At 49.6% G+C, this 15,476-nt stretch carries 18 protein-coding genes; 6 read left to right on the forward strand and 12 right to left on the reverse strand.

Annotated elements, in window-relative coordinates:
- Window positions 1–52 precede the first annotated feature (52 nt).
- Both AC2UZI_RS12105 and AC2UZI_RS12110 read left to right on the forward strand, forming a co-directional pair.
- Window positions 53–253 carry a CsbD family protein gene (locus AC2UZI_RS12105; protein ID WP_486944132.1) on the forward strand — a complete coding sequence of 67 codons (201 nt, stop codon included), beginning with the start codon at window positions 53–55 and terminating at the stop codon, window positions 251–253.
- Between the two features lie 90 nt (window positions 254–343).
- Window positions 344–502 carry a DUF1328 domain-containing protein gene (locus AC2UZI_RS12110; protein ID WP_486944133.1) on the forward strand — a complete coding sequence of 53 codons (159 nt, stop codon included), beginning with the start codon at window positions 344–346 and terminating at the stop codon, window positions 500–502.
- A gap of 110 nt (window positions 503–612) precedes the next feature.
- Here the strand turns inward: AC2UZI_RS12110 and AC2UZI_RS12115 are convergent, their stop codons facing one another.
- The 10 genes from AC2UZI_RS12115 to thiD all read right to left on the reverse strand — a co-directional run bounded on the left by AC2UZI_RS12115 (window position 613) and on the right by thiD (window position 11,331).
- On the reverse strand, window positions 613–1,629 hold the full coding sequence (locus tag AC2UZI_RS12115) for a TRAP transporter substrate-binding protein (protein WP_486944134.1): 1,017 nt from the start codon (window positions 1,627–1,629) through the stop codon (window positions 613–615).
- A gap of 52 nt (window positions 1,630–1,681) precedes the next feature.
- Window positions 1,682–2,962 (reverse strand): TRAP transporter large permease subunit, encoded by a 1,281-nt coding sequence (locus AC2UZI_RS12120; RefSeq protein ID WP_486944135.1) that lies wholly within the window; start codon window positions 2,960–2,962, stop codon window positions 1,682–1,684.
- An 8-nt stretch (window positions 2,963–2,970) separates the two neighbouring features.
- Complete coding sequence (locus tag AC2UZI_RS12125; RefSeq protein ID WP_486944136.1) at window positions 2,971–3,570, reverse strand: TRAP transporter small permease; 600 nt, start codon at window positions 3,568–3,570, stop codon at window positions 2,971–2,973.
- A 356-nt stretch (window positions 3,571–3,926) separates the two neighbouring features.
- Window positions 3,927–4,847: a LysR family transcriptional regulator gene (locus tag AC2UZI_RS12130; RefSeq protein WP_486944137.1), complete on the reverse strand. Its 921-nt coding sequence runs from the start codon at window positions 4,845–4,847 to the stop codon at window positions 3,927–3,929.
- Between the two features lie 131 nt (window positions 4,848–4,978).
- Window positions 4,979–6,046: an AMP-binding protein gene (locus AC2UZI_RS12135; protein WP_486944138.1), complete on the reverse strand. Its 1,068-nt coding sequence runs from the start codon at window positions 6,044–6,046 to the stop codon at window positions 4,979–4,981.
- Between the two features lie 114 nt (window positions 6,047–6,160).
- Entirely contained in the window at window positions 6,161–7,387 is a 1,227-nt protein-coding gene (argJ, locus tag AC2UZI_RS12140; RefSeq protein WP_486944139.1) for a bifunctional glutamate N-acetyltransferase/amino-acid acetyltransferase ArgJ, read from the reverse strand.
- A gap of 120 nt (window positions 7,388–7,507) precedes the next feature.
- Window positions 7,508–8,032, reverse strand: coding sequence for a MarR family winged helix-turn-helix transcriptional regulator (locus tag AC2UZI_RS12145; protein ID WP_486944140.1), 525 nt, complete (start codon window positions 8,030–8,032; stop codon window positions 7,508–7,510).
- Between the two features lie 482 nt (window positions 8,033–8,514).
- On the reverse strand, window positions 8,515–9,792 hold the full coding sequence (gene hemL, locus AC2UZI_RS12150; RefSeq protein WP_486944141.1) for a glutamate-1-semialdehyde 2,1-aminomutase: 1,278 nt from the start codon (window positions 9,790–9,792) through the stop codon (window positions 8,515–8,517).
- 73 nt (window positions 9,793–9,865) lie between these two features.
- Entirely contained in the window at window positions 9,866–10,525 is a 660-nt protein-coding gene (gene thiE / locus AC2UZI_RS12155) for a thiamine phosphate synthase (protein ID WP_486944142.1), read from the reverse strand.
- Window positions 10,522–11,331, reverse strand: a complete 810-nt coding sequence (thiD, locus tag AC2UZI_RS12160; protein WP_486944143.1) for a bifunctional hydroxymethylpyrimidine kinase/phosphomethylpyrimidine kinase — start codon at window positions 11,329–11,331, stop codon at window positions 10,522–10,524. Before thiD ends, thiE begins: the two co-directional genes overlap by 4 nt.
- Before the next feature lie 132 nt (window positions 11,332–11,463).
- Here thiD and AC2UZI_RS12165 point away from each other — a divergent pair, with 132 nt between their 5' ends.
- Genes AC2UZI_RS12165 through AC2UZI_RS12180 form a run of 4 tightly spaced genes read left to right on the forward strand, consistent with a single transcriptional unit; the run spans window position 11,464 to window position 13,441 of the window.
- The gene (locus AC2UZI_RS12165) at window positions 11,464–11,628 is read left to right on the forward strand and encodes a rubredoxin (RefSeq protein ID WP_073102607.1); all 165 of its coding nucleotides are present in this window, start codon (window positions 11,464–11,466) and stop codon (window positions 11,626–11,628) included.
- A 44-nt stretch (window positions 11,629–11,672) separates the two neighbouring features.
- Window positions 11,673–12,266, forward strand: coding sequence for a YqgE/AlgH family protein (locus tag AC2UZI_RS12170; protein WP_486944144.1), 594 nt, complete (start codon window positions 11,673–11,675; stop codon window positions 12,264–12,266).
- Window positions 12,259–12,672: a Holliday junction resolvase RuvX gene (gene ruvX / locus AC2UZI_RS12175; protein ID WP_486944145.1), complete on the forward strand. Its 414-nt coding sequence runs from the start codon at window positions 12,259–12,261 to the stop codon at window positions 12,670–12,672. The genes AC2UZI_RS12170 and ruvX overlap by 8 nt, the downstream gene beginning before the upstream one ends.
- A gap of 22 nt (window positions 12,673–12,694) precedes the next feature.
- Window positions 12,695–13,441, forward strand: coding sequence for a lysophospholipid acyltransferase family protein (locus tag AC2UZI_RS12180; protein ID WP_486944146.1), 747 nt, complete (start codon window positions 12,695–12,697; stop codon window positions 13,439–13,441).
- Here the strand turns inward: AC2UZI_RS12180 and AC2UZI_RS12185 are convergent.
- Window positions 13,438–14,298 carry a symmetrical bis(5'-nucleosyl)-tetraphosphatase gene (locus tag AC2UZI_RS12185; protein ID WP_486944147.1) on the reverse strand — a complete coding sequence of 287 codons (861 nt, stop codon included), beginning with the start codon at window positions 14,296–14,298 and terminating at the stop codon, window positions 13,438–13,440. The two genes, AC2UZI_RS12180 and AC2UZI_RS12185, sit on opposite strands and share 4 nt — an antisense overlap.
- On the reverse strand, window positions 14,299–15,465 hold the full coding sequence (lptG, locus tag AC2UZI_RS12190; protein WP_486944148.1) for an LPS export ABC transporter permease LptG: 1,167 nt from the start codon (window positions 15,463–15,465) through the stop codon (window positions 14,299–14,301).
- Window positions 15,466–15,476 lie beyond the last annotated feature (11 nt).

The following is a 15,476-nucleotide window of genomic DNA, read 5'->3' on the forward strand; positions in this document are numbered from 1 at the left end:
AGCTACCACCAGTTCCTAAGTTGGTGAGTGATTCATCTTATGGAGTGTAATCATGAACAAAGATATCGCTGAAGGACAATGGAAACAGTTGAAAGGTAAAGTACGCGAAAAGTGGGGCGACATTACCGACGATGAGGTCGAAATGGTGAAAGGCGATGCGCAACGCTTAGCCGGATTGGTACAAGAGCGTTATGGTCGCACCCGAGAACAAGCGGAAAAAGAAGTGAATGACTTCTACGACCAACATCGTTAATCAAGCATGAGCCTGAGATAAGCAATAGCGAAAAGCAGTAAGGTCGGTTCTACTGATAAACGATTTAGACAAGTAACGGGGAGTATAACGATGCTGCATTATGCCTTGATATTTTTCATCGTCGCCATTATCGCTGCAGTGCTTGGCTTTGGCGGTTTAGCAGCGGGTGCTGCCTCCATCGCAAAAATTCTATTTTTTGTATTTTTGGTATTGGCCGTTCTCAGTCTATTGCGAGGGCTGATGAAGTAGGTGGATGCCGCTAGTTCGTTAGTTGGCTGAAGCGGATGGTTTACTGCTTCGAGCTGGGTACAAAAAAGCCACCAACTTAATTAGTTGGTGGCTTTTCTTTAGGCCTTGATTTACTTATTACGGATTTTTTCGATTTCAGTCATCATGGCGTTAACAGCATCTTCGCCAATCTGGGCTGTGTGTTTGGCAGTAACCGCAGCTGTGGCTTCACGCATACGGGCGATTTCCTCGTCGCTGATTTCAGTGACTTGGGTGCCCTCGGCTTTAACCTTAGCAATGGCTTCGGCTTCCATGTTGCGTGACACCTCACGTTGCTCTGCACGGGAGTCACGAGCGGCATCAAGCAAAACTTGTTGCTCATCTTTTGATAGACGATTCCAAGTGCGCTCGCTGAACGCGATGACCAAGGGGTTGTAGATATGACGGGTCATGGCTAAGTGCTTTTGCACTTCATTGAATTTATTGGTTTCAAAAGCCACTACGGGGTTGTCTTGGCCATCGACAGTACCGGTTTCCATGGCGGTATAAAGCTCTGTGAACGCTAATGGAACAGGGTTGGTGCCTAGGGCGCTAAAGGTATCAAGTACAAGAGGCGCCTCAAGTACGCGCACTTTTAAACCGTCAAAATCTTCAAGCTTATTGATAGGGCGTTTGCCATTAGACACGTTACGGAAACCGTGATCCCAATAGCCTAAACCCACTAAGCCCTGAGGCATGTTTTGTAGATATGACTCACCGACAGGGCCGTCAAGTACGGCATCGGCTTCTTCAAAGTTTTGGAATAAGAAAGGCAGATCAAAGATGCTGTATTTTGAATCCAAGCCAACCAGCAGACCTGGAGGTAAGGTGGTGATGTCTAAGGTGCCGCCTTGTAACGCTGATACAGTTTGCAAGTCGCCGCCTAATGTTCCGTTAGGAAAAAGACGGACTTGCATTTTGCCATCGCTTTTTTCTTTAACTAGCTCTGCAAATTTTTTGGCGCCAAAGCCCATATGACTTTCGATGGGTTGCACGAAAGAGAATCGTAGCGTGCGCTCTTTGATGTCAGCAGCCAAGGCTTGGGTGGCACCGACCAACATAAAAGGTACGGCAATAGAAAGTAAGGTTTTTTTAAGTGAAAATTTCATTGTCAACTCCGATGTTGTGAATACGTAATTTTTAATCAATGATCAAAAGAAATTAGCCGCCAAACCACTGTGCTGGAACGATTACTATGCTTGGAAATAGAATCATTAAGAGCAGAACAATGAGTTGGGCAGTAATAAAGGGGAGTACGCCTTTAAGCATGTCGTCCATCCCCAGTTTTGCTACGCCCCTTACTACCGTTAGCACTGAGCCAACCGGTGGGGTAATAAGGCTGATAGAGCAAGAAACAATGAACAACACACCAAAGTAAATGGGGTCAATACCTGCCTCTTTAACGACAGGCAGAAGGACGGGTGTCAGAATTAAAATGACGGGGATCATGTCCATGGCGGTGCCAACGAGAATGACAAGGCCAATGATCACGAGCATGAGTAATAACGGGTTATCCATAAATGGCTCTACCAACTGCACAATATGTCCGGGGACATCAGCAATCGTAATGAGCCACGCTGAGACCAACGCTGCAGCAATTAAAAACATAACCACAGCGCTAGTTTTTACTGTGCTATGCAGCACCTCGTAGAGGTCTTGCAAAGACAGTTCTTTGTACACAAACATGGCAACAAAAAGCGCATAGACAGCAGCAACTACAGCGGCTTCAGTTGGGGTGAAAATACCAAAACGTAAACCTACGACAATGATCACGGGCAGCATCATGGCCCATGCGCCGTTTAGTAACGCGGCTCGGATCTCAGCAGAGGATTGACGCGCAGGCAGCTCCATGTCTGAATTACGTGTTTTTAACCACCAAGCAAAGGCCAGGCCCACCCCGATTAATAAGCCAGGCACAATACCGGCTAAAAAGAGTTTGGTGATGGACAGGCCACCCGCTACACCGAAAACAATAAAACCAATGGATGGCGGGATGACCGGGGCAATACAGCCCGAGGCAGCAATAAGGCCAGCAGAGGATGCCTTGTCGTAGCCAGCTTTAACCATCATTGGTAATAGCAAGGCTGACAGGGCGGCGGCATCAGCCACCGCGGAGCCTGACAGCGCGGCCAGTAAACAGCCGGCCAAAATGGCAACATAACCCAGTCCACCCTTCACATGGCCCACTAATGCCATTGCGATATTAACGATGCGTTTTGAAAGCCCACCCGTGTTCATGATCTCACCGGCGAGAAGGAAGAAAGGTACCGCCATTAACGCGAAGTTATTCGCACCGTTAACGATATTTTGAGCAATGATTTGTGCATCAAAAAGATCCAGATGCAGCATCAACGCAGCGCCCGACAGTAATAAGGCATAGGCGATGGGCGCACCGATGGCCATGGTTCCTAGTAGGGAACCAAGAAAAACAAAAATAACCATAGTGCTTCCTATGCGGCCTTACTGGGGGTTAGGGGTTGGGCGGGCGAAGCGGGGGCAGCGCCGCTATCGTCCATACTGATACTGGCAAGTTCTTCTTGCTGAGGTGTGATCGCACCGATTGTTAGGCTGATTTCGCGGTCGTCTAACCTGCCTGCGAGTGTACGTACAATGTTCGCAATAAGTAATCCGCCGGTGGTAATGCTGAAAATCACGCCTACGCCGTATATAACGGCCATTGATAAGCCAATAACGGGTGTGCGTGTTGTCAGATTAATTACCGCTTGCTCCCAGCTTCCAGCGAGCAGCAGCCACGTTACCATTAGCATTAAGGCCTGTGAGGCCACAAGACAGTATTTTCTACCGGTAGGGCTAAGACGTGAAACCACGGAATCAATGCCCAAATGCATGTGTTCCCGTAGTGCGATGGCCGCACCGAGGAAGGTGAGATAAATAAAGAGAATGCGAGAGGCTTCTTCTGAAAACGTAATTCCTGAGTTGAAGGCATAACGCAGTACAACGTTACCAAAAACTAGCACTACCATGAGCGCCAAACAGGTGATAGCGGTTATTTTTAATAGTAGAAACCAAATATCAACGAGTTTTTTCATAATGCTTCCTTTTGCTACCGATGGAAGCTCTATGGGATGTAGACATAGACTTACCGTAATGGGGAGTGTGAAGATAGATGAGGCAAGGCTGCTATTCAAATAGCCAGATAGACACGTAATACCATCGCGGTTACTACATAAAACTCTGAAGTCGAAATAGCGTCAAGGGCTGCTAAAAAGAAGAGGCGGTCTCCGTGCTCCTCGTCAGATAGCAATCGCTGTTATCTCATTGGCTACGTATGAGTTGACGCAAACACCCTGTAAACCTTAGCCATAAATTAATCATAAAAGCGCAATAGCGGCCGAACAAGGCGCTTTAGACGATAAGACTTATTGCGGCTTGTGATGAATGGGTTTTAACTCGAGGCCCACGGGGGAGTATGAAAAAACGCTTGGAAGTAATCGATGAAAACCCTAATGCGAGGGATGAGTTGGCGTTCCGGTAAAAACACAGCGTGAATGGCATTGTCGTCATACGCTTGATAGGGAGTAAGCAACGCGACCAATTGACCCGAACGCAGTGCCGGAATGGCGATGTGTTCTGCGCAACGCATAACGCCCATACCTGCGATGCACAACTGAAATAACGCCGTCCCAGTCATGCTGGCATAGCGACCATTAGCGATAAATTCTTCGCGCTTGCCGTCCACAAGAAAAGGCCAACGGTTCAAATGGTCTTGCGGACCATGCCAACTTAAGCATTCATGCTGCTCAAGGTCTTGGGGTCGAGTGGGGCTACCATGTTGCTTAATATAGTCTGGCGACGCCACAATAATTCGATGAAGATCACACAGCTTACGACTGGCAAGCGACGAATCTTGTAAGCGCCCCATGCGTATCGCAACATCAATATTGTCTTCAATTAAATTGGCTAATGAGTCGGACAGTGAGAGCTGCAGCTCAATATCAGGATAGCTGTTGAGAAAGCCGGGTAGGTGCGGGACGATTTGGTCAGAGCCAAAGGAAAGCGGCGCACTAATGCGCAGTAATCCGCTAGGTTGAGTCGTCTTAATTCGTGTTTCCGCCGACTCAAGTTGGTTTAATAACACATTACAGACGTCTAAAAACTGCTCTCCTTCGGCGGTAAGACGTTGAGTGCGGGTCGAGCGACGCAGTAATAACACACCTAATCGATTTTCGAGATCAGTCACTTTTTGACTGACAAAAGGCTGGCTCACGCTGAGTCTATTGGCTGCGGTGGTAAAGCCGCCGGTTTCGGCTACAGCTTTAAAAACGCGCATCTCAACGAGGCGGTTATCTTTTAGTACATTGATCATGGGATTTACAGGATGACACGCGCATGAAGATAGCCCAACGGCCGTTCTTGCTTAGTGTGTCGTGGGTAGAGGCGTTAAGTGTGTAGTTTAAGCCTTAAACACCAGGAGCTGCGCATTGTGATGGCTGAATCTCATCTGGTGTAAATCCAATTTAGGGGTGGCTTTTTTGTGAGATCGGCTAAGTCGGCCGTCCCGCTTACGATTCCAAAGCGCAACGCGCTCAGATCAAAATCAGCCAATTCGGGGTGCGCCAATATTTCTTCCATGTTTTCTGACGTGCCGTATAGGCCAGTACACCGTTCGTCTTGTAATAAAGCGAGCACAGTAGAAGGGGTGGTGTAAGCACAGTCGGGGTAGACAAGTGTGCAGCCCTGACTTAAGCCGCTGGTGTTGGCGGTGAGTGGTGAGAAGTTTGCTGCAGTGGGTTGCAGCAGGAGAATTTTGTCTTGATTCGTCAGCCTAAGCTCATCATTTAGTAAATGGGCCTGATGCAATAAATCATGATGGCTGAACCGTAGGGCTTTGGGTGGATTGGCGTTGTTTGGTGTGGGAAGTTGTATGGCACAGATATCATTACTTTGCATATCTTTAGCAAACACACTGAGTAGCATGGCCTCGGCTTTAGCCCCTCTGTCGATAATCGAGTTGATGGATATGATGCTGTCGGGAAGAACCATGGCGTTTTGCTGTGTTGACCGTGCTGAAGGGCCCAGCGTTATCAGGTGTTGTAGAGCAGGTGCCTGTGGGCTGGCTAGCGACGAGAGCTTAGGGGCTAGGATTTCGGGCAAACAGTGAGTCAGCCCATCAAGGTATTGGCGGCTTGGCTCTAAAATCAAGGCTTTGGCCAAGGTTGCGTTCAGGTAATCAACCAATGTGGGTGGGCGAGTCGAGGGCGCGATGCTAACTAAAACGAAGCCCGCTTTACTGCAGGCTAGCTGTACGACTAACCATTCCGCTCGGTTTGACGCACATAAGGCAACACGGTCGCCCTTTTGTAGCCCTGTGCTGAGTAGCCCAATGGCGAGCTGATCCACGCGACTTTGTAGTTCCTGCCAGGTGTAGAGAACCCCTTCCTCATGACAGATAACGGCGACTTGGTTCGGATGTAGAGCAACGATATGGTCGAAATGGGCGCCAAGAGTGGGTGAGTCGAATGCTCCGGTGGCACGGTCTTGAACACTGTCTTGTTGACGTATCATGCGCTGTCTCCCGTTAAGGATGGTAAGGATGGAGGGGTTCTGGCGTTCGTTGTTCCTAAAAAGTGAAGGGGCGTTGAAAAGCGGCTCTAGGCGTATTGTTTATACGCCTGTGGCTTAAGAGCGATAGTCGGCGTTTATGCTCACGTATTCGTGTGAAAAATCGCAGGTGTAAACGGTTTCGGTATGTTTACCACGGCCTAAAGCGATACGCACCATGATCTCAGCCTCTTGCATTACCGCTTGGCCATCGGCCTCTTGGTAATCAGGATTACGCCCGCCATCTACACTTACCAATACGTCACCTAGCCACATGCGTAGTGCTGAGGTATCTAAATCGTCAATGCCAGCGTAGCCCACAGCGCACAAAATACGACCCAAGTTGGGATCAGAGGCAAAGAAGGCCGTTTTTACTAAGGGAGACTGGGCGACGGCATAGGCAACTTTAAGTGCCTCTTGCGCGTTAGCGGCCTCTTCGACTTGAACCGTGATGAACTTGGTTGCGCCCTCGGCGTCACGGACGATTTTTTGCGCTAAATCGCGAGCCGCATTCGCTAATGCTTCGTATAGAACAGGGTAATGTGGGCTGGCGACCGAGTCGATGTGAATGCCATTTTGTCCGGTTGCCATGATGACAAAGGAATCGTTGGTGGAGGTGTCCCCGTCTACAGTGATGCGATTAAAGGAAAGATTGGCAATAGAGCGGGTCATTTCCTTGAGTAGCTTAGGCGCTACCCCAGCATCCGTAGCCACAAAGCCGAGCATAGTAGCCATATTAGGCTTAATCATGCCAGCCCCTTTGCTAATGCCAGTAACGGTAGTAAGCGTGGTGCCCAACGTAAAGCGCTGCGAATGAATTTTTGGCTGGGTGTCGGTGGTCATGATGCTATGAGCCGCTGCAAACCAGGAATTGGCATCCAGTGTTTTGACGGCTTCGGGCAACCCTTTTACTAGCTTTTCTACCGGTAGAGGCTCAAGAATCACGCCGGTAGAGAAGGGCAGAATTTGGGAGGGACGTAAGTCGAGTAACGTCGCCAGTTCGTTGCAGCTTAAACGCGCTGCTTGTAAACCGGCTTCGCCCGTTGCGGCATTGGCATTACCTGTGTTGATCACAAGGGCTCGGGTTTCGGGCTCAGAGCTAAGGTGGCTTTCACTGACCAAGACCGGCGCGGCTCGGAAACGATTCGTCGTGAATACCGCCGCGACGGAGGTCTCTTTTGCGAGCTCGAATACGGTAAGGTCCGGGTGATTGGCCTTACGGATACCAGCAGAGGCAATTCCAATTTTTACACCAGCGACCGGAAAAACGTCAGCTTCGGCGGGGATTTGTAAATTAACAGCCATAACACACCTGTGAATGCGGAAAAAATCATAAGCTTAAGCAGTAATAATACCTGCTTTGTTCGCTGCAATGGGTAATGACGCGGGGGGTAGGTGCTAAATACGGTTAGACCATAGTGAACCTTAAGAAGCTTGTGGTGATGTCAGCGTGAAAGCGTGTGCGAGATTTTTTAATTCATCCAAATGCTTAAGGAGTTCGGAGCGAGTGGTATCGGCTAATGGGCCAAACAGGCCTTCCATCCATGCGTCATGGGCGCTTGCCATTTTTTTGTAATAACGACGACCTTTACCGGTTAGTCGTATGACTGAGCTTCGGCGATCTGTGGCGAGTTGTGTGCGTTCGATCATGCCGTCTTTTTCGAGTTGGTCGGCAATGCCAGTGATATTGCCGTTGGTTACCATCATGCGTTTAGAGAGTTCGCTCATGCTGAGCCCGCCTCGAGTGCTTTGTAGTTGGGCCATGAAATCAAAGCGCGGTAGCGTGGTATTAAATTCTGTGCGTAGGCGGCTGCGTATTTCGTTTTCAATGACGTTGCTACAGCTTAATAAGCGTAACCACAGACGCAAATGCTGTTGTTCATGGGCGTTAACACGACTTTCGAGGTCAAGGTATTCAGTCACAGTGGGGAGGGAAGCGAGTTCGTGCATTTTTACGATGCCTAAGGCCTTGTTATATGAGTTTGAATTAATATTTTAATAATATAACGTCAAGGCACGCTTAAACTTTATGTATTTCGGTTATCAATGATTAGTTATAATGATTTGTTTGGCCTAATAATTACGTGATAATCCTAATTTTTCTTGCTAAATATCATTAATAACGAGTGGGTTTTTCATAAAAACGCATAAAATCATCATCTTATTGTGTTTTTTTTGTCACCTAGACTATTCTGTTATTTAAAATTAATTGGTGATAATTGAACGTTTTGGTATGAAATTGACATGCTAATTAATAGCTGTCTAGGCATTAATTTAATGAATAGTTCAGTGGTCACAATAATATTATTCATTGCTAATTGAGATCTTTTTTATCATTTTTTTTAATAAAGATCCGAGTAACACAATTTTGTTTTTGTCATTTTCTGAGCACCCACCTTAGTACGGCACGCTAAGGTGGGGGTTAGACGGTCTTACAGTTGATTAAAGACCCGCTCGGCCGCTTGCAGCGTTTGTTCTATGACGTCATCGCTATGAGTTATCGATACAAAGCTGGCTTCGTAGGCAGACGGGGCAAAATAGATACCCTCGTTTAGCATCCCATGGAAGAAACGGTTAAATTTCTCGGTATCGCTTTGAGCAACTTCAGCGAACGACGTGGGCACGGTCGAACGGAAGTAAAAACCGAACATACCGCCTACGCTATCACTACTAAAGGTGTGGCCAGCTTCGCGTGCTCGTGTTTGTAGACCCGAAGCAAGTTTGGTGGTTTGTTCTGTTAGCTGCTCGTAAAGTTTGGGCTCTTGCAGTAAGCTTAAGGTGCATAAGCCCGCTGCTACCGCCACGGGGTTTCCAGATAGTGTGCCCGCTTGATACACCCCACCCAGCGGAGCAATGCTGTCCATAATCTCAGCTCGGCCACCAAATGCTCCGACGGGCATGCCACCCCCGATGACTTTCGCTAAGGTCGTCAGATCCGGGCGTATGCCGCTGATGCCTTGAACGCCCTGAGGGCCAGCACGAAAACCTGTCATCACCTCGTCAAAAATCAGCACGGCGCCATGCTGAGTGCATTGTTCGCGTAAAGTTTCAAGAAAACCCGCTATTGGTTTAATCAGGTTCATGTTGCCAGCGATGGGCTCGACAATGACGCAGGCAATGTCGTCGGCGTACTCGCTAAACGCCGCTTTGACGCCTTCGATGTCGTTATAGTTGAGTACCAATGTGTGTTGAATGAACTCGGCGGGCACACCTGACGAGGTCGGGTTGCCAAAAGTCAGTAGGCCTGAACCTGCTTTGACTAATAAGCTGTCGGCGTGGCCGTGATAACACCCTTCAAACTTGATGATTTTATTGCGCCCAGTGTGACCGCGGGCCAGACGGATGGCGCTCATGGTGGCTTCGGTGCCTGAGCTAACCAGTCGTACCTTTTCAATTGAAGGCAGTAAGGTGCAGATGAGTTCAGCAAGCTCGACTTCGCCTGCGGTGGGTGCGCCAAAAGACAGACCATTTACGGCCGCCTCTTGTACCGCTTTGACGACCTTGGGGTGTGCGTGGCCCAAAATAGCGGGGCCCCAAGAGCCAACGTAATCAATGTACTGTTTGTCTTCGGCATCCCAGACCCACGGGCCTTGTGCGCGACTGATAAAGCGAGGTGTGCCTCCGACTGAACCAAAAGCGCGTACGGGTGAGTTAACCCCACCAGGTATATATTGGCAGGCGCGTTCAAATAAATCAGAGTTGCTTGTCATGAGTAGAAAGATCCAATGGAAATTGAGTCGGTGGGCTAAGTAAGAATGCTAAGCCAACGTAAGTAATGGGGTATTAACCGCGATCAAATAGGCGGCTAAAGTGTTGGGCACGCTCGTAGACGTTAGGGGCGTCAAATAGGCTGCTGATGACAGCAATGCTATCGGCGCCAGCCTGGATGACATCCGCGGCGTTCTCGGGAGTGATTCCGCCAATCGCCACGACTGCTGCTCGTTTGTTCTCGATGCAGAAATCACGGCATAGCGCTAGACCTTCTTGCAAATTGGCAGGGGTGGCACGAACGGCATCAGGCTTAATGCTTGAACTATACATGGCACCAAAGGCGACGTAATCGACTCCGGCTTCCAGCGCCACACGAGCCATATCGGGTTGGTTATAACATGATGCGCCAATGTACTTAGGCTGGGCTAAGCCTGCTCGTGCTTCGGCTAAGTTACCATCGCTTTGGCCCAGATGCGCACCGTCGGCATTGATTTGGGCAGCAAGCTGCCAGTTGTCGTTGATCAGTAATGGCAGGGCAAGCTCGTTACAGAGGGCTTGCAGAGCGTGCAGTTGGTGTGTAGCCAGTTCTGCTGAGGCAAGCTTGCGTCGCCATTGCAAAACGCGCATGCCGCCGCGTTGAGCATCGGCCACAGCCTGCAGTAAACGATCGGTATCATCCCACTCTGGGGTAATGCCATACAGGCCTGAGGGAAATCGTAATGTTGTGGTCATAGCGTGCTTTGATTAAGAATACGTAAGCCCATGCCGGCTTGAAAATTGCGTTGAGCGCGTTGTTCGGTGAATTCGATGGCTTGTTCTATGGCGGTGATTAGGGGAAGTTGTTTGGCAAGCAAGGCGGCAATCGCGCAACTTAGTGTCGCTTTGGTGTCGTGTAGACGGTGCGGTACGGCAGAGGCTGGCCAGTGTCGTTGTGTGCCATCTTGTCCAAGCAATACGTAACGAGCCGCTTGGCCATCGTAAGTTAGTTCAGTGCTAAGTACCCAGTTCGCGCCAAAATTAAGCATGGCTTGATAAACATCCCCTTCGGCATCCAGATACGATTCAGCTTGCCATTGCTCAAGCAAGGTACGATCCACCACGACTAAATCGGACTGCGGTAGCACCAGTTGAAATAAGGCATCAAGCACATCGTCGGTGTCGATCTCTTCATGGGCTAATTCGCTTTCAGGTAATGCTTGCAACTGTAATACGAGTGGTACAGTAATATAATCAGCGGCGACCTGTGCTAAAACACTGGCGGCCTCAACGGTATATAAGGGCCCTGCTTTGATTGCGCTAACATGCATGTCCTCAAGTAAGCAGCGCGTTTGGTCGTGCAAGAGCTCGGGCGAGACCAAATTGATGTGTTCAATAGCAGTGGTGTCTTGGGTGTGAATGGCTGTGGTTACACTTAAGGCGTGTGTACCTAAATGGGCGCAACTGATTGCATCGGCCATTAGGTGCGTTGCGCCGGTAGGGTCCAGTGGGCCAAAAATAAGGACCAAAGGTGGTGGTGAACTCAGCAAATCATCGGCCATTTTGTTAGAAAGTAATGAAACTTCAGTAAAAAGGGCGCCAAAGTGGCGCAGGGTTTAGTAATATTGTTCCCATTTTAATGGATAGCCCTCCGCTAAGGGGGTTCCGTGTTTTTTAGTGTGAGTATTTAAGTTATGCGTACATGGATGTGTTTAATCTGTGGTTGGATTTACGATGAAGAAGCGGGCTTGCCTGAAGAAGGTATTGCCCCTGGTACATTATGGGAAGATGTCCCTCCTAACTGGGTCTGTCCAGAGTGTGGTGCTCGCAAAGAAGATTTCGAACTGATCGAAGTTTAATGACTGACGACAGTCGTATTGTTAGGGCTGACGGAGAACACGACATGACAAAAAATACGGATGTGTCTGATACACCGCTACGAGTCGATTTCTCTAAAAACCTATTAGTAGCGATGCCCGGAATGGTGTCTGGCAGTTTGGCGGACACGGTTATCTATATTTGTGAACATAACGAGAACGGTGCTTTGGGGGTGGTGATTAACCGTCCTACTGACCTTACCGTGGGCGATTTGTTTGAACGTATAGAGCTTAAGTTATCGCTAGAAATAGGGGTTCGCCAAACCGACGCCGTCTTTTTCGGCGGGCCTGTCCAAACCGATCGTGGTTTCGTATTGCATGCGCCAGTGGGACAATATACATCCAGCATTGGTTTGGGAGAGGTAGCTCTGACGACGTCACGGGATGTCTTGCAAGAGGTGGCCGCCGGCGCTGGGCCCGAACAAATCCTGATTACGTTGGGCTATGCCGGTTGGGGGGCAGGGCAATTAGAAGAGGAAATGGCGCAAAATGCTTGGCTTCATGTCGAGTCAAATAACGATATTCTCTTCACCATTCCTGCCGCCGAGCGTTATCAGGCTGCGCTTGCGCAATTAGGTATTGATCCAGTGATGTTAAGTGGGTCAATGGGCCATGCCTGAGTTAACGCTGTTGGCTTTCGATTATGGGCTAAAGAAAATCGGCGTGGCGATCGGTAATACCTTGACCCAACATGCCAGACCCTTATGTATTTTAAGGCCCGTAACGAAGCAGCAACGCTTTGAGGCCATTTCGTTGCTGATTAACGAGTGGCAGCCTGACAAGATTATTGTTGGGTTGCCGCTAACAACAGAAGGGGGCGAGCAGTATGCCTCCCTACGTTGTCGGCGTTTCGCGAATCAGTTATATGGGCGCTATGGCGTTGAGGTTGAGCTTGTCGACGAGAGGGGCTCGAGTATCGAGGCACAAGCGATTCTAGCCAATAACGACGATGACGACGCCGTTGCCGCCGCCGTGGTGTTACAGCGTTGGTTAGATGCTCAATCTAAACCAGCAGTTACTGACTGAAATTATAGAAGGCGAGTCAATCTTGAGCATATTGCGTTTTCTTTGGCGTGCCATCTGGATGACGCTATTGCTATTCGCGGGGCTGTTTTCAGTTAGCTGTTTACTTCCTTTTATGAGTACGAAGGCACGGCAATGGATGGTGAAGCACTATTCACTGGTGCTGGTGGCCTGCTGCGGGGTTAAGGCTAAGGTGTTGGGGCAGCCTGCGCTTGATCGCCCGATATTATTTGCCGCTAACCACGTTTCGTGGTTGGATATTTTTATTCTAAATCGCGTGCGAGCCACCTGCTTTGTGGCGAAAAGCGATATTCGTCATTGGCCTGTTATTGGATGGCTGGTGGCTGGAGCGGGTACCGTTTTTATCGAACGAGGCCAGCGTCAAGCCATTAAGGGCGTGATACAGCAAATGCACCAGCGCTTCGCTCAAGGGGGCGCTGTTGGTTTTTTCCCTGAAAGCACAACCTCTGATGGGCTCAGTGTGCGTCCCTTTCACGCCAGTTTGTTTGAGGCTGCGCTTAGTGCAGAGCTTAGTGTGCAGCCTGTTGCCTTACGGTTTTATCACCACGGCCAACGCACTGCACGTTTTGCCTTTATTGGCGAGCAAAGTCTTATTGCTAATCTCTGGGTTTTGCTTTCAAGCCGTGACGTCAGTGTAGAGTGCGAATTTTTACCGTGCATTTCAGCACGCGAGTGCACGGAGATGGGGCGCGCGCAGTGTGCAGAGCGCGTGCATAGCCTTGTGAAGCACGCGGTGGAGCAGTCGCGCTAGTTGGGTATACCTTTACGGCTAGGGGTCAGTGGGTGCGATTCGTGGCTGTCGACCTGCACAATTCGGCGATCAGGTAGTCGCAGTGCGGTCAGTTTTCTGCCCCATACACAACCCGTATCCAAGCAGATGGCGTCGTCCCGAAGTAACAAGCCTAAGGTAGACCAGTGACCAAACACCACGGGCAGGGTTTCTTTCCGTTGGGGTAGATCGAACCACGCGATTTCACCTTCAGTTTGACTGGGTGGGCCTTTGTGTTGAAAGTTCATGCTTCCATCGCTATAGCACGTGCGCATACGTGTTAAGGCGTTAATAATGACGCGAAGACGGTCATCGCCCATTAAGGTTTCGCTCCATTTAACAGGGGTGCTGCCAAAGACGCCACCGATTCGTTGTTGCCAGTCAGAAGCTTGCAACATGCTTTCAACTTCGGCGGATAACGCTAAGCACTGTTCAGTATCCCATTCCGGGGCCACGCCCGCGTGCACAATCAGGTGCTGGTGTCGAACTAGGCTAAGAGGGCGATGACGTAACCACTCGATTAACTCTGGGCCATCAGGCGCGTTGAGAATGCTTTGTGCGGTATCTGACTTACCCACAGTGCGAACACCTGCGGCCATTCCCAGTAAGTGAATATCGTGATTGCCCAACAGGCTAACGGCCTTGGGGCCAAGGTCACGTATGAAGCGCAGGCATTCTAGCGATTGAGGCCCCCGATTGATTAAATCACCGGCAAAGCAGAGCGTTGCGTGAGTGTCATTTTTAATATCAGGGTGCTGCAGTAACGCTTGCAAGCTGCTGAAGCAGCCCTGTACGTCACCAATTACCCAAAGCGAGCCATTCTGTTGCGAGTGAGTCATTTAATGTGTAGAGATAATGGGCTGCCGTCGCTTAAGACGATGCTGATTTTCCATAAGCAGTAGGGCAGTTAAGGCCACAAGTAGCGCAATCAGGTTAGGCCCTAACGCACTGACCCACGGGGCCCATTGGCTTAAGGTGCCGATGTTTAATGCCATTTGGTTGGCCATAAAAAAGCCCACCCCAATCAGAATACCCGCAAAAACCTTACTGCCGACTCCGCCTCGGCGTGTTTGGAGAAAGCTAATGGGCGCAGCGATAGTCATCATCACCAATAAGGTGAAGGGATACGCAACCTTGCGCCATAAGGCGACTAGTTGCCGGTCGGCTTGCAGATGATTGGCTTCTAAGTAGCCGATGTAGTCCCAAAGATCAGAAAGCGCCATTCGTTCAGGGGTAAGAATACGAGCAATAAGGCGTTCGGCGGTTAAGGAGGTGTTAATGTTTAGTGTGGCTACGTTGTCGAGAACCGTTAGAGGTTGCTCGGGGGCTTGCGCATTATCCAGCGCTTCAATCGCTTTCTGATCAATATCGATAACAGCAACGTCATTGAGCGTTAGCCCTCCCTCGTGAAAAGCGCCTGATGGCGCTTGTGTCATAGAGCTGAGTTCTTGGCCTTCACGAAATTCAAGCACGGTAATGCCCGTGACCTTGCCGCTGCCTTGAATGCTGCTAATGTTGATAATACGGGTGCCGCTGTTCTGGGTGTTTTCTTTAAACCAATAGCCGCTGTTTAATCGGCCTCCGCCAGAAGATCTTCCCAAGAGCGTTAGGCTGGCTTCACTGGCTTTAATCTCGGCGGCTGGCGTGACATACTCAGAGAGTAAGAACGCACCCACCATTAGCGGAATGGTAATAATCCATAGCATGCCTAGCATCCCCAAGCCGCTAATCCCAGAGACACGTAAAATGACCAGCTCGTTACGTTGAGCAAGCCCCGCTAAAGCCAAAATGGCACCAATCAGTAAACCAATAGGAAGAATATCGTAAAGGCGGGTGGGCAGTTGCAAGGCCTCGAGGTAGAACAAGTTGAGTAGCGTGAAGCTTTCTCCCACTTTATCCAGCTCTTCGATCAGTGCAAAAAAAGTAAAAAGCCCCAGCAGCGCCATCAGCACAACAGCGCTTGAGCGGTAAATTTCTGAGGCGAGATAGCGGCGTGCTGTGCGCATAAGTTAAAGCG

The sequence above is a fragment of the Paenalcaligenes sp. DL 463 genome (genome assembly GCF_057475185.1).

Bases quoted from the DNA above. Each gene is read 5' to 3' on its own strand.
- lptG (WP_486944148.1), bottom strand. From the start codon at position 15,465: ATGCGCACAGCACGCCGCTATCTCGCCTCAGAAATTTACCGCTCAAGC.
- AC2UZI_RS12135 (WP_486944138.1), bottom strand. From the start codon at position 6,046: ATGATACGTCAACAAGACAGTGTTCAAGACCGTGCCACCGGAGCATTC.
- thiD (WP_486944143.1), bottom strand. From the start codon at position 11,331: ATGGCCGATGATTTGCTGAGTTCACCACCACCTTTGGTCCTTATTTTT.
- AC2UZI_RS12125 (WP_486944136.1), bottom strand. From the start codon at position 3,570: ATGAAAAAACTCGTTGATATTTGGTTTCTACTATTAAAAATAACCGCT.
- AC2UZI_RS12185 (WP_486944147.1), bottom strand. From the start codon at position 14,298: ATGACTCACTCGCAACAGAATGGCTCGCTTTGGGTAATTGGTGACGTA.
- AC2UZI_RS12120 (WP_486944135.1), bottom strand. From the start codon at position 2,962: ATGGTTATTTTTGTTTTTCTTGGTTCCCTACTAGGAACCATGGCCATC.
- AC2UZI_RS12145 (WP_486944140.1), bottom strand. From the start codon at position 8,032: ATGCACGAACTCGCTTCCCTCCCCACTGTGACTGAATACCTTGACCTC.
- ruvX (WP_486944145.1), top strand. From the start codon at position 12,259: ATGCCTGAGTTAACGCTGTTGGCTTTCGATTATGGGCTAAAGAAAATC.
- AC2UZI_RS12130 (WP_486944137.1), bottom strand. From the start codon at position 4,847: ATGATCAATGTACTAAAAGATAACCGCCTCGTTGAGATGCGCGTTTTT.
- thiE (WP_486944142.1), bottom strand. From the start codon at position 10,525: ATGACCACAACATTACGATTTCCCTCAGGCCTGTATGGCATTACCCCA.
- argJ (WP_486944139.1), bottom strand. From the start codon at position 7,387: ATGGCTGTTAATTTACAAATCCCCGCCGAAGCTGACGTTTTTCCGGTC.
- hemL (WP_486944141.1), bottom strand. From the start codon at position 9,792: ATGACAAGCAACTCTGATTTATTTGAACGCGCCTGCCAATATATACCT.
- AC2UZI_RS12170 (WP_486944144.1), top strand. From the start codon at position 11,673: ATGACAAAAAATACGGATGTGTCTGATACACCGCTACGAGTCGATTTC.
- AC2UZI_RS12105 (WP_486944132.1), top strand. From the start codon at position 53: ATGAACAAAGATATCGCTGAAGGACAATGGAAACAGTTGAAAGGTAAA.
- AC2UZI_RS12165 (WP_073102607.1), top strand. From the start codon at position 11,464: ATGCGTACATGGATGTGTTTAATCTGTGGTTGGATTTACGATGAAGAA.
- AC2UZI_RS12110 (WP_486944133.1), top strand. From the start codon at position 344: ATGCTGCATTATGCCTTGATATTTTTCATCGTCGCCATTATCGCTGCA.
- AC2UZI_RS12115 (WP_486944134.1), bottom strand. From the start codon at position 1,629: ATGAAATTTTCACTTAAAAAAACCTTACTTTCTATTGCCGTACCTTTT.